Annotated in this window: 5 protein-coding genes; 2 read left to right on the top strand and 3 right to left on the bottom strand. The window is 64.9% G+C overall.

Annotated features, from left to right (window positions below; all coding sequences use genetic code 11):
* Nucleotides 1–24 precede the first annotated feature (24 nt).
* Complete coding sequence (gene rsmG, locus QM809_RS04285; protein WP_415044578.1) at nt 25–735, bottom strand: 16S rRNA (guanine(527)-N(7))-methyltransferase RsmG; 711 nt, start codon at nt 733–735, stop codon at nt 25–27.
* 919 nt (nt 736–1654) lie between these two features.
* Here rsmG and QM809_RS04280 point away from each other — a divergent pair.
* Both QM809_RS04280 and QM809_RS04275 read left to right on the top strand, forming a co-directional pair.
* Entirely contained in the window at nt 1655–1879 is a 225-nt protein-coding gene (locus QM809_RS04280; RefSeq protein WP_415044577.1) for a hypothetical protein, read from the top strand.
* A gap of 4000 nt (nt 1880–5879) precedes the next feature.
* On the top strand, nt 5880–6014 hold the full coding sequence (locus QM809_RS04275; protein WP_415044576.1) for a hypothetical protein: 135 nt from the start codon (nt 5880–5882) through the stop codon (nt 6012–6014).
* Nucleotides 6015–12490: 6476 nt separating this feature from the next.
* Here the strand turns inward: QM809_RS04275 and QM809_RS04270 are convergent.
* Both QM809_RS04270 and QM809_RS04265 read right to left on the bottom strand, forming a co-directional pair.
* Entirely contained in the window at nt 12491–13108 is a 618-nt protein-coding gene (locus tag QM809_RS04270; RefSeq protein WP_415044575.1) for a maleylpyruvate isomerase N-terminal domain-containing protein, read from the bottom strand.
* A gap of 215 nt (nt 13109–13323) precedes the next feature.
* Nucleotides 13324–13938, bottom strand: coding sequence for a protein jag (locus tag QM809_RS04265; RefSeq protein ID WP_415044574.1), 615 nt, complete (start codon nt 13936–13938; stop codon nt 13324–13326).
* Nucleotides 13939–14532: the final 594 nt, after the last annotated feature.

Raw genomic sequence — 14532 nt, 5'->3', positions numbered from 1 at the left:
CCTGCGCTTGAACGACACCACTTGTCAGCTCTTCCTCTTCTGACGACGTGCAGCCCGCTTCGCAGCCCGTCGGTCATCCTCGGTCTCGACCCGGGTCGCGGTCAGAACGATCGAGGGGGGATCGATCAGGCCGACACCCACCTCATGCACTGCGAGGTCCCGGAGACCCACGCGAGAAGCCGCCGCCGCATGTTCGGTGATCTCGTCCGCGGCCGAACGACCCTTCAGGGCGACCAGCCGGCCACCGACTCGGATCAACGGAGCGGACCAACGAGCGAGTCGATCGAGTGGCGCGACCGCTCGAGACGTCACCACGTCAGCACCCCCCGCAACTGCGATCACCGGCTTCTCTTCAGCTCGCCCGCGAACCACGGACACGTTACTCAAGGATAGTCGCTCGACGACCTCGTCGAGGAATGTGGTACGGCGAAGCAGGGGCTCCACCAGAACCACGTCGAGATCGGGTCGCGCGATGGCGAGCGGAATCCCGGGAAAGCCCGCGCCGCTACCGATGTCCACCACGCGAAGATCGGGATCGATGGCCTCACCGAGTACCGCACTGTTCAGCACATGGCGCGACCACAGACGAGCGGGTTCGCTCGGTCCGATGAGCCCCCGAAGCACCCCTTCCTCGCTGAGGATCGTCACGTACTCGTCGGCCGAGTCCAGTCGATCACCGAAGATCTCGTCCGCTACCGCGGGCCTGGATTCTCGTTCCTGTGTCGCCTCAACCACGATGCTCCTCTCGTCGACCTCTACTCTTTCACGCCCTGCCGACGGATACCCAGTTCTCTGTTCCACGTGGAACCACGGCGATCGAATTCATCGTGTTTCCCGTGAAACACAGGCCGAGGCGGTCGGAAGAAAGGGGATACGACGACGCTCTCGTTCGCTGTTCCACGTGAAACAACCGGCCCGACGATCACCCGGGTGAGCGTCGCGGTGACACCTCGTATCCGGCGGGGACGCAGTCTCGAGCATCCGAGATCCCCGGTGTCCCGTGGTCTGCCACAGTCGTTCGGCATTCGGTCCGACCGGCGGCCGGAACCATGCCACACCCCGGCTCCTGCTCCCTCCGGTGAGCGTTCACTCCCACGCCTCGGCACTCACTCGTCGGCACTCACTCGTCCGAGAGCCGGCGCATGCCCACATCTCGCTATCCGACGGATCCGCACCATGTCCCTCCGCGTGCCGGCCGCATGCCCACGTCTCGACATCGATCCCTGTCCATCCGGCAGCCGGCCACCCCCGCCTCCGTCCTTGCTATCGGTGCTATCGGTGCTATCCGTGCTGTCCCTGCTATCGATGCTGTCCTTGCTATCCGTGTCGTCCCTGCTATCCGTGTCGTCCATTCGTCGGCTGAGCCGGGGAGGAACGCAGTGACGAGCCGAGTCGAAGCCCCCTCCGAGTACTGCCACGAGAACCTCCAGCCCGGCATGCAACGCGGTTCCGGAACCCCGCCCAAGACACTTCCGGAACCCTCCTTCCCGCGAGGGAGGAAGCAGGACACCATGCCATCGACTCGACACACGCACTCCACCCATCGATGCCGGGAAGAAAACCAGACTCCGAGCCCGACAGACATATCGATCGCTCGCTCTGTCCATCCGACGAGTTTCAGCCGTCGGTCGAGCCGGGGGAGGGGAGGAACCCGGTGACGAAGCCGAACCGCAACCTTCTCATCGGCGTCGTGGACATCGAAGTGCCGGACGGCGCCGCAGCATTCGGACGGCACTGGAGCATTCGTACGGCACTGGAGCATCGAGCAGCCCTGAGAGATCATCGAACGAGTCAAGCGACCGATACGGTGAACGGCCGCCTTTCCCAGACGATCATGGACGAAGTCGGGATGATCGATCCCCGGAGCCGACGGTCATAGGCGAGGTGTGAGTGAGGCGTCCCCCGATCCGCTCCCGCTCCCGGCCCAGGAGATGCGGTCGACCCGCGAGGCTTCGAGTCACCGAGGAAGAAGGCGACTCGAAGTCTCGCCACCGGCATCCCGGGCCCGTCGTCGACACCCCCGCATCACCGACGACCGCCTGTCCTCGCTCGTCCTCCCGAGGAGCGTGACTTCGACTCGCTCCGGTTTCTTGCAAGACTCGACCGGCGCAGCCGTCGGACCAGAACGTCGGGAATCACACCACGACGTGGAGACGTCATCGAGTGGAGGAGGGGAGGGGCTCGCCGGATGTCGTCGATTCCCGTGACCATCGGGGTGATGCCGGTCCCGGCCTCGGTGCTTCTCGGGCACCTCGACCGACGAGATCTCGACTCACGACCAAGCCGGGCGCCGATTGATTCACGTGAAACATTCGCGTGAAACATGGGGCATCCGTGCCATAGTCCGTCCTTCACCGCGGGAGAGCGGAGGAACCGGTGAGTCCGTGACCACCCCGTCCCACTCCGTGGAGTCAGTCCTCGATCCCTGCCACCGCCTGGTCGGATGTCGTTCTCTCCATGCACGCGATTCCGTCACCCGACCCCGCAGCATCATGGAAACGCGATGCCGGATGCAGCACCGGGTTCCACGAAAACCCCGACGAATGATTCCCGTGATCGACGTCTTCGCACGGTCCGCTGACCCGGTGCAGAACGCCGTGGCGAACCAGCCCAGGTGAGTCGGGACGGGAGGCTTCGCCGCCGGATTCACTCGTGCTCCCGGTCCGTGTCAGCCGGCGGAGGAGCACCGTCAGAATCGTGCTGCGTCAGATCGAGAGCCGCACGATGGACGACGGTCATCTCTCACCTCTCACCCTCGTCTGCGGAACCCCGGAAGCCGACGACCTCCTGGGAGATCCCCGATCCTTCTGACCGTCCGGTCACCGAAGCCTGTCGGCCTTCCGACCGTCGCGTGAAGGCGGCCGACTCCCCGGAGATGCTGATCGCTGGGGAGGGCGAGGCTCAGAGACTTCCTCTCCAGAGGGGAGTCACGACAAGAACGGACAGCGGTCTGATGCTTGTCGACGCGCTGATTCTCAAAACAGGGCGATCACCGACGACGCTTTCTCCTCACACAGCGCCGTCCGGTCGGTTTCCAGGTGGTCCCCGCTCACCGGAGTCTGGGCACAGGTCGGATTCGCACAGGTCGGATTCCGGGACGACTCCTGGTGACGGCCGCTCGAAATCAGGCGGGGGTCAGGGCCAGTGACGGAAGTCCTTCTGCTTGCCTCGACGGCCCGATGTTCGTCGGTCGTGTCGGCTTGATGAGCGCCCGGCGGTGTCGTCGGCGAAATGCAGGACGCAGGCGGCGTCGCGGGTGTCTTCGGGGTGCCGACTCCCCATCCGTCGGGGGAGGAGCACTCGCTGATAGTCGTCGTGGTCCGCGCGATAGATCGAGAAGCCCCACCGGTTGACGTATTCGACTTGGCGGAGACGAAGCACGTGGATCGCGGCGCCGTGCCGGTCGGTGATGTCGACGTAGGCGTACTGCCCGCGTCAGTTCACGGATACTCCGGTCAGCTGCGGCCATCGTTTCTCAGCGTGAGCGTCGAGACGATGAACAAGCGTGTTCCGCGTCGATGCCGGGATAGCGGTCATCTCATCATGATCGCCGAACGCTCCGACGTGTCACCACGAAAACCCACGATCAGAATCGTCGTCTCTGACCAGGCCGATGATCGGTGGTCTCATGATCGATTCGTCCGGGATGCATGGAGCTGTCCCGGCGGGCACCTCTCATCCGGGCCGAGTGATTCCCGATGATCCTGCACGACCTTCTCCTCACACACCCTCCGCTCCCTGCGCCTCATCTCACGATCCAGCAGATCGCACATCTTCCGCTCCCAGAACCGGACCGAAGCGCCGGCCGAGGAGCGCGTCGAAAGGCGTCGAAGAACGATCACCGAATCCCTTCGACGCACGCAGGCTCGCTGCCGCTCGCGTGCGGCTCAAGAAGCCGAACGGCAGGCCGATCCGCTCGCATGCGGCTCGCTGACGGAGAAGAAGCGAATGCGGACACGATCCGGATACGGCGGTCCGGGTTCTCCGAGATCAGTGCGCCGCTGTCGCGGTGACCGCAGAACGGAGTTTGCCACCGAAGCGATCGCCTGCAGGACCTTGAAGGCGGTCTCCGCGTCCACGACGTGTCGGCTGCCGGATTCCGACGCGATCACGCCGTGAGGTACCCGATCCCGCATCTTCCCCACACGACTCGGACTTCACCGTCGACGCCGCCGGCGTGTTCCCTCCTGTGCACTCCGATGCGAAGGCCCCCGAGGGGAAGGACGAACACGTCATCAGCGTTCACCAGAATTCTCGGCTACAGACTCTTGCCTCATCACTCGGACGTACACCACCGGATCCGGTTCGAGTACTGCCGCAGCGATGCTCTCGACGACCTCGCCGCATACGACCGTCCATCACGTTCGGGTGATCGGTCGTACGCTCCGGTTCCGGGGGAGCTCGCCGCTCGACGGACTCGGCGACAAGATCATGGCGCAAGACTCCCGTGCATGCACCCCAGCCGGGTCTGGCGACATCCCTTTCTCCATCGTGAGACACGAGTCCCCGGCCTTCCCTCGGCCGAAGCGATTCGGTCACAGATCTTGCGGGCGGGGATGACTGGTCTTTCTGCCCAAGTCGTTTTCGATCGTGCCTCCGACACCGGGGGAGGGGAGCGGCCCGAGCCCCCGGTGACGCTTTCCTCTCGAGACACGACGCCGGCGAGCCCCAGATGAATGATCCGCGGTGGACGGTGTCGAGGCCTCTCCTCCTCGACTCGCGCGTACTCATCGACATCCGCGTAGCGGTCGTTCGGGCTGAGCTTCGACTCTGTTCCGACAGTGTTCCACACCGGGCTCAGCCGACGACATGACGGCAGCGACTGCCGGGGATCATCACCGAGTCACCGCGGGCACATCCGTCCACCACCGCGCGATTCACGACTGGTTTTCGCATCCCCATGACGAACGAGCCGGGAGGCCCGGCGAGCACATCACATTCGGAGTTTCACGTGAAACTACCAGAACTCCGCCATCGTGCCGATGTTCGACGATGAGGTGCGCGTACTCGACAACCCCTCGCCGGCCCGCCGGCACGTTCCTCGACGACGATCACGATCTGGGCGACCGGCCGAACATGGTTTCACTCCGGAAAGGACGGCCGACCGAGAGCCGGATCCGCGTCGAAGATTCACGCCGACACCCCGACTCTTCCCTCGATCGCCGACACCCCGCGGTCATCGACGAGCGACCGACACACCGTTCCGACGCCTACCGACTTTCCGAGGGAACACTGTGATGCCGGCAGGATTCACGAACCGTCGGCTCGACCGGGGGGAGAGTCATATCCGATGTTCCGGCACCCCCATCGGCACGGTGGATCCTCCTGTGGATCACGGCGCACCGGCGTCGGGCGTCGACGTCACATCCAGAATGTTTTCCACAGACTTGTGGATTTCTCCCACAGGAGTCCACCCGCCCTGGCCTGCGGTATCTGCACAACTCGCATAGTTATCAACAAGTTGTGGATGACATGTGTGTGATTCTTCTGCGGATTCCGCATTTTCGACTCAGCCCAGACCCATACCGAGGGGCCGACACGCCTGCGACCGGTCGAGCATCCGGTCCAGAGACGGTGAGAGCCCCCCAAGTTTCACGACCACTGCCGCAGCGCACAGCTGTCACGGTGCGGCCGGGGGAGAGGGGTGCCGACTTCTCACGCCTCTGTCGACGACGCGGGTGAATGTCGACTCCCTCTCTCCATTCTGGAGGGATGATCGCTGTGGAAAACTGCAGAGACCCGTTGGCTGTCCAGGGCCGAGGAGATGCCGATCAAAGCGATCGTGCGGGCGCCGAGGTTGTCACGGAACACGGTGCGGGCGGCGATCCGGTCGATCGAGTCGCCGAAGTACGAGCGGGCGCCGAGGGGCCCGCTGATCGGTGGTCGAGGACCTCTCGGTGACCGAAGGCCTCTTGGTGACCGAGGACTTCTTGGTGATCGAGGACTTCTCGGTGATCGAGCGGAGTCGAGATCCGGTGACGGCCGGCCGATGCGGTGGTGCCGCAAATGCGTGATCAGTTGTCGCTGGATCCGAAGATGACGGCGACGGCGATCGCTGAGCAGATCAACCTGCCGCTCCACTCTCTGAACCGCAGGCGAGCGCAGCGATCCTGCGCGCCTCGAAGCGATCCGGTGGTCGTTCTCCGGAACCCTTCGACCCGGTCCTCGGCCAACACTGCGGCCCGGCTCAAGGAGTCGACGCCGGCCGACCTCAGGAATCGCCAGGCGAGAGCGGGGGAGCCGAAGAGGCACGACCCACGCAGTCACCCAGCGAAGTCGGAGAGCGGAAGACTGCGACCGAGAGACCACATCGAAGCACCGGGAATCACTCATCGCGTCCCGACAGTTCTGACAGATGAACATCTCGACCAAGCGCCTGTTCCTGAATCGGTCGCCGTGACGGCGACCCGTCACCGAGCCCGGCGACGACGTCGGCGGGCCACTTCGGACGACCCGAAGACAGACCGCAGCAACGAGTGTGAGGACGACACGGTCGTAGCCGCCATGCTCGGCGCTGCGGTGAAGAGCGACTCGGATCGAGTGCGCAGCACCCGGCGAAGCCACTCGAACGACTTCCGACTCCAGGCCACCGGGTCTCCGTCAACCGCGAAAATCCGAGAGGGAACTTCACGGCACGGTCCAGGCCAGTCGTCACTCCGAGAGAAGCCGGCAAGGATGATGCACGCTCCAGACCGCTCTACGGCGGCGACATCCGAAGGGAGTGCTCCCTCGTGATTCGGCTTCGGCATCCGCGACGAGTTCTCCCACACCAGCGACCTGTCTCGGATCCGCTTCCATGACGACGTCACTCTGACTCCGGGCTTCGGCCCGAGGCTCCTCCGGCGGGAAAGCCGGCGACGATCGCTTCGCGTCGGATGAACCCACCGCGACGGTGGCCGGTCTCGTGCTCTTGCACACCCGCGATGGTTTCCGCACGGGGAAGATCCCGAGGTTCCCCACTCATCGATCCGCCTGCCCTACGCCCACCCCATCGGGGAGCCGCCGCTGTGACACTGGCACGTCATCTCACCCGAACCCTTCTCCGATCATGACCGGAGAAGGCGATTCCGACCGAAGACGGAGACCATGACGTCTCGGCGCATCGAACGATCATCCCGCTGAAATCACCGAGATCTCCGGACACTCCACCCCTGTACGACGACTTGCGTCTCCACGCCCCGGCGACACGCGTCCGGCGTCATCCCTCATATCCCGTCACCCCCGCACCCCGTCTCAGAGCGCCGTCCGTCCAGATCGACAGTCGCCGGCGATCGCGGCCACCGCGCATGCTTCTCGCTTCGGAACTCCAGCATCACGCCGGCCTGAGTCTCGATCTCATCGCTCAGACCTCGTAGCGGACGACGCGGGAGAGTGTTTTCATGATCGATGTCGTCTCGCTCCCACCGAGGTTCCACGTGAAACGAGAGCGAAGGTTCCACGTGAAACGATCCGGCGCACCGATTCACCGAGCGGTCGGGGAGTGGTCTCTCGCGGATTCCTACCGAGACTCCTCGCTCGTCATTCAGCAGTGAGGCAGAACCCGACGTTGTTCATCGACATCGAGTGATCCCCTGAAGACTCCACGATCGGTCACCGCACCCCGCATCTGCGCGGTCGCCCGGATCCTGCCGGCATCGACTCGATCGTCACACAGATCCTCTCCTGCTCGATCGGCGACCATGCCATGCCACGAGAATTCGGGTGCGGGTGCGATCGGGCATCTCGCGATACCGGAAGCATCACGAGAGCATTCTTCTCGGACGCAGTACGGTGCCGCCACCGGAGCCAGGCCTTGAGGGCACGACCCTAGAGCCCGCCGACCGCGGCGTCATCAGATTCGGTCCGCCATCGATCGAGTCACCGATGTCGGTAGTTCTCGAGCGGACCACCGAACCTCATCGCTGCATCGACGGAATTCCAGACGACGCCCCGATTCACTCGCACTCGGAGTGCACGACGTCCACGCATCTCGACCACCACTCCGACACAGACCCGTGACGACCGACATCGACGGCACCAGGCACATCCTTCACCCAGACACGAGTCGAGATGCCTGCCGGATTTGGAGAGGCCGTCGGGCATTCACCGGAGGCCTTCAGACGTCCTGTCATTCACCTCCCCGAGTACGACCGTCTCTGGCACCTGCACCTCTTGAAGATTCAGTGGGTCAACTCTCCGATCCCTGAGCGGGACCAGGATGTCAGCTGGAGAGCGAGTCGACGGGCCTCCGACGCTCGATCACCGAGGCCCGTCGACACACGGCCTCGTTCCTCGGTCGCGGCCCAGACCACTCGGTGGTCGAGCGAAGTCGAGACCAGACCCGGAATACTCGTTCCCCAGGCACAACCCGAGGACCGGAAACTCACCTTCTCACTGCCCCTCGGGTCCGGCTCGAAGAGCGAAGAAGACTCGACCGAGAGTCGCCCGTACGTCCACGACCACGATGCCGAACGAGAACACCCGACCATCGATGACGGTCACCTTCTCTCGTCCACAACCCCTATCCGGTGGGGGAGCACCGTGCCGGGCCGATCGAAACCGATCTCATGAACGGGGCACCGAATCCAGAGCAGGCATCACGTCGAAGGTCCGATCGCCAGGGGAAATCGAGGGCTACCCGAGTGCATCCGCGCCGACGATGTCTCCTCCGCATCTCAGCCGGTCGCTACGGATCGGCACAGGCGCCAGGGCGGAGACCCATCGACTCGTTGCCCTGGGTCATCCGGGCGCAGGTTCGGCACCTGTTCCACGTGAAACACGAAACGTGAAACATCGTGATCGATCACGAGTGACCGCCAAAAGCTATCGATCGTCTACCGGTGCCAGCAGGGGAGGAACCGTACTTTCCATGCGAGATGCATGGCCGTGGACATCGAGTGCGGAGTTCGACATCGTGACCAGATCCGCCCTCCATGTTCGGAGAGCGATCGCCCTCCGAGCATGGAGGGTCTGTCTTGATCGGGTCGTCGACGGGCACACCGTCCTCACCTCGGAAATGAGACCTCCCGCGACACCCGAGAGAAGGCCCGATCCCGGCGATCACTCACCACATGGCGAGACCACTCCGCCACCGACCGGCACCAGACCCACGGACCGTCGAAGGTTCGAGACCGCCGGAGGGAATCGAGATGTGGACGACGTCGACGCATCACACCGTCTGCACCCATGCTTCAACGCCCCGCCGGCACGGTGACTCGAGCACCGATTCGGGCCGGTCTCCTCGGTACGCCACCGAAGAACCTCGATCCGATCCGGCATCCCGGTGAACATCCACCGCGCCCGTCCGGCACTCGGATCCATGCTGTATGAATCTTCCTGCGCTTCGTCGACTGCAAGATGCTCAGCAGGGACGACTCTCCCGCAGATCGCTTTCACCGGACTCCCGATGGCCTCGACCACACGGTGCTCCCGCGGAACTGCCGGCACCCGGACATCCAGCTCACCGGACAACGGTGGGGGAGTCGGCGGTAGAGCATCCCCATTCGCGCCCCCTCGTACTCGTCTCACCGCAGAAGACCAAGCACGAATCCGAGTTTCACCCGCTCGCGGCACGACAAAGGAAACCCGCGGCAGCGGCCGAAGATCGGTGCCGTTCGGAGAATCGACGTCGGGGATCGAGGCGGCTAAGGTCCATACCTCGTCTCTCGATACGACGAGCTCGCGGAAACACCGTCGTCGAAACCGACCATCCGATGAGCCATCCCGTAGCCGGGTCGTCTGGCATGACTCTGAATCCACCCGGATTCTCGAGAGAGTGCAAACATCCCGATGCTCGGTTCCGCTCCAGCTCCGGCGCTCACGACCGCACGTTCGCAACCCGGAACCTCGTTCCGACCCACTCATGCCCTCGATCCGGGCGGACGACTCACCTGCACGAGCAGTGTCGTAGTCACGGTTCCACGTGAAACAACTCCGTGAAACAACGACTGAGAAACACTTCCGCGAATTCCCGGGCCACCCCGACGGTCACACACCGATCCACAACAGGGGAGGCATCTCCGTCCGACCTTCCCAATCCTCGCACCGTCGAAGATCCGATCCCTTTTTCCTGAACCGACTTCGCTACACGGCTCGCATCAAGACCTCCTGGGACCGATGCCACAACCGGTGTCGGCACCCGACCGGACACCTGCCCGACGACGTCCCCAGCCGCGGAGACACTCCACTCACCCTGTGGACTCCGGAATCCGGAGTGCTGCGCACCCCTCGATCCGGCCTCGTCGATCGACGCGTGAACCGTGAGTGCAGTAGTGAGTGCAATGAGCGCAGCAGCCCACGACGCCTCGCGCATCGTCGTGCGCAGAATCTGAGCAATCACGCTCACCGATCAGGAGAGGATCGACGGAAATCCACGGTCGATCGGAGAGAACAACGACACCGGGCATCTCTTCGACAACGTCGAGAGGCCCCCGGTCGACGACTCCGCCACCGACAGAACGACTCTCCGCCACCGAGAGGTGAGGAGCGTGCTTCCGTGGAGGCGAACATCTACCGAGCACCGCGGTCTCCCGTCATCGTCATCGGGTGCCACCGCAGCCCACCGGGGGAGGGGACGACGGTGGAGAGTCCCCGAACCAGCGGTCCGCATCCACCTCGCACGCCCCGATCCGAGCCGGTTTCACGAGCACCGAACCTGACCGGGAGGATTCAGGACGACCGACCTCCACCTCTGCGGCGCACTCGTGTGAACGGCGCACGGCAGCTCCAGATGCCGTCGAACACGTCGAATCGGTGCCGAGGCCGTAGTTCGACTCCTCGATGATTCCCTCTCCGCGTCTTCATCACCGCCTTCGGACTCGGCTCGAACTCCGTTTCGCGAAGCACGAGCGCACTCGTCCGGATGCTCCGACAGACCTCCATATGCCACCCGGTGATCCGTTCACGACGTCGGCGCCGAGGCATCGTTCGGATGCACTGCACCCACCCGTTCTCGGTGCCCATCCGTTCTCAGTGCTCTCATTCCGGCGGAAGTCGCCGACCTCCTCCGTACGGCGGGATGATTCACCTCGGCTCCGACAAGCACGAATTCGATGTTTCACGGAGTTGTTTCACGTGGAACCAGCCGTCGAACCACCCGTCGTACGGTCGTTCCGATTCTCACTCACTCACCGAAGAACGACGACGCACTCCTCGTCGGCTCGTTTCCCCTCCATGGACGTCCACCCGGATCCGTTCTCCGAACATCGCCGTCGAATCAGCGATCAGACCGCGTCGGACATCGTCTCGTCCGGGGGGACATCGCCCGGGCCGGATCTCCGACTGAGAGGTCGCCATCTCGGAATCCGTGGAACCTCGATCCGCTTCGGCGCACTCTCGGTCGTCATGACGACAGTCGCCACACCGACCGCAGATGCGGCACGAACGGCGATGTCACCGAGACGAACCCGCTCCGGCGGCACCCCGCATCCGCATCTCCGCTATCGCTCAGAACTCAGCCACATCGACCGTCACGCTCGGATCCGACGCAGATGCCGTTCCACCCGATAGGTCGACGGACACGCCCTTCCGGATGCTCCGAGCACCTCCGTGTCCCGTCCTCCGACCCTCGCCGGCCGGTGATGACGGACCATAATGAGGAGGCACCCGATACGGCGGTTTCGAGACCTCGACACCGAGAGCCACGCACTCCTGGAGCCACGCACTCCGGAAAGCGAGTTCCCCGCATTCGACGGAGCTCCGTGAAACAACCGGTGCGGAGGCGCACGAGCGACCGGATCCCTTACCGATCGCAGCGGATCGATCCCTGGAAATTAGACCGGAGGAGGGCCAGCCGGGGGAGAGCCGGCCAGGAGGAGTCGCCTTCGACGGACACACCCGATCCCGGGCGTGGTGAGTGCTTCCCCGGTAGGCGCACCATTCCGACTCCTGCCACCGCGAACACCAGGCATCACCCGAGACTCGTACCACTCCGTTGGAAGACCGCCACCGCTCAGGGATGCCGGACACTCTCGCCTCGATCCAGCACCCCTGACCGAAGGCACTCGCCCGAGACCGAGATGCCGAGCATCCCCGAGCGGGGGCGGGTCTCCTCGCTGATCGAGCTCTCGACTCCGCTCGATTCGGATCTCCGTCGAGGGCACTGCCCGGCCGTCACCGGATCTCGACTCCGCTCGATCACCGAGAAGTCCTCGACCACCGAAAGGCTCTCGATCACCGAGAGGTCTTCCACCATCGAAAAGTCCTCCACCACCGAGACATCCTCGGCACCGGAGAGTCGACGCAGGTGCTCGAACCTCGGCGGAGGGGGAGAGGAGCCGCAGTGCTCAGGGGGCGAGCCCTTCTCGCTCGAAGCATCCCGGCGTGTTCATCTCTGACGAGTGACGTCACGAGCGGGATCGAGCGGGATCACCGCCACGCATAAGCCGCCGACACACGAGTCGTCCTCTCTCATCCGGGCATCCCGAAGATCTCGAAACGACCGAATCCCGGATCGCCGTCCTGCACCCACCGGATTCCGACCGCGACGACGTCGAGAAGGAGTCCATACTGCTCACAGCACCGTGAATCCCGTACGAAGCGGCTCCCGTCCGGTCAGCGCCATCAACACCGCCGCACCCTCTCCCGAGCGGACGGCCAACGACACGGCCAGACTCGTCGCCCGACGCAGGGGGAGCTCGGGTGGAGTCGTCGTCACCCCGCCGGCCCGGGCCACGTCGAGACCGTGAACGATCAGTTCGAACGTCCGCGTCGGCAGGTAGCAGCTCGCTCTCATGCCGCCGACCGGGGTGCGGATGATCCCGTCCGCCCATCCCAATGCCGACGCCACCGCACGATCGGCGATCTCCTGGAACGACGACGCCGGGTCCGCACCGAGCGCGGCCCCCGCCTCGATGCCTCGTCGTCGGACCGCCGCCGGATCGGCCCCCAGCATCCGGGCCACCGCCTCGTAGTAGCCCTCGGCATCGATGACGTCCTCGGTCTCGGCCGGCACCCCGATGTACTGCTCCATCGTCAGCAACGCGCAAGCGGTGTGACCGACCAGCCCGCGAAGATCCCACTCACCCAGGCCCGGCCCGTCCCACGACGACGCCGGGAGCATGCGGACCACAACGGAGACCCAGTGCGCCGCATCGGAGAAGGCGACGACCTCGTCGTGCATATCGGTCATCGCCGCAGTGTATCCCCGCGGGGCGGAAAGCAATCGTCACTGTGACGTCTGCACTCCCATGCCCCGGACCATCCTCACCCGCACCGGAGAACACGACGATGCCGCGAACGACCGCCGCCGGATCCGCATCGAAGACCCCGGATGCGGGAAGACCCCCGGATGCAGAGAGTCCCGGCCGAAGCCGGGACTCTCTGACACCAACCGTGAGAAAGGAATCAACCCTTCAGGACCACGACCCGACGTTTCGGCTCGGCGCCCTCGCTCTCGCTGTACACGCCGTCGACGGCGGCGACGGCGTCGTGCACGATCTTCCGTTCGAACGGCGTCATCGGATCGAGCGACTCGCGCTCACCGGTCTCGCGCACCCGCTCGGCCACCTCGGTGCCGAGGGCGGCGAGACGCTCGCGGCGACCGGCCCGCCAGCGGGCGATGTCGAGCATCAGCCGACTGCGTTCACCGGTCGCCTGCTGCACGGCCAGCCGCGTCAGCTCCTGCAGCGCATCGAGCACCTCGCCCTTGCGGCCGACGAGCTGGTCGAGGTCGTCGCCGCCGTCGATGCTGACGATGGCCCGGTCGCCGTCGACGTCCAGATCGATGTCGCCGTCGAAGTCGAGCACGTCGAGCAACTGCTCCAGGTAGTCGCCGGCGATCTCGCCCTCTTCGACCAGCTGGTCCTCCGCGTCCACCTCGTCGGCGCCCGACTCCTCTGCAGTCGACTCCTCTGTGCCCGACTCCTCTGCGGCCGATTCCTCTGCGGCCGCGGCCACCATCTCCTCGGCCTCGGCGACGACCACGTCGCCCGCCTCCGGATCTGCGATCTGATCAGTCATTTCCGATACCTCACTCACTTCATCAAGGTTGGGGCGCGGCTCGGTCATCGACGACCGCCGCGGCGCTTCTTGCTCGAACGAACCTGGTTCTTGCCGCCGGACTTCTTCAGACTCGTCTTCGGAGCCGCATCGTCCTCGGGGGAATTCGTGTTCGACGACGTCTCGGCGACAGCGGTGACCGGTCGCTTCTCGGCGGCGGCCCGGGTCGTCGGCGACTCGACCTTCTCGACGGCCGCGTCGGCCAACGCCTTCGCAGCCTCCTCCACCTGCTTCTTGCCGCCACCGGTCAGCAGCTTCTTCCCGTGCGCGGCAGCGGCGGCCCGGTTCCAGGATCCTGCGACCTCCTCCAGCTCGTCCGCGGAGCTCCCGGCGAGCAGATCGAGGCCGTCGCGGCCGTCCCGCTCGCGCGTCTGCTTCTCGGCGGCCGCGACCGTCAGGTGCTTCCACACCGTGTCCGACGGCGCCGCGGCGACCAGCTTCATCAGAGCCAGCTCGGCCCGGTAGCCGGGGACGTCGACCAGATCGGTCGCCTCGGCCTGCTCCGCCTGCTCGATGATCGTCTCGTACATTCCGGCAGCCTGGCGGGCCCGGTTG

The sequence above is a fragment of the Gordonia sp. (in: high G+C Gram-positive bacteria) genome (assembly GCF_047600385.1).
GTDB lineage: Bacteria > Actinomycetota > Actinomycetes > Mycobacteriales > Mycobacteriaceae > Gordonia.
This window is presented reverse-complemented; position numbering and strand designations above follow the sequence as displayed.

What these genes read in the sequence shown, in the direction of transcription:
- QM809_RS04270 (WP_415044575.1), bottom strand. Translation starts at nt 13,108, where the DNA reads ATGACCGATATGCACGACGAGGTCGTCGCCTTCTCCGATGCGGCGCAC.
- QM809_RS04265 (WP_415044574.1), bottom strand. Translation starts at nt 13,938, where the DNA reads ATGACTGATCAGATCGCAGATCCGGAGGCGGGCGACGTGGTCGTCGCC.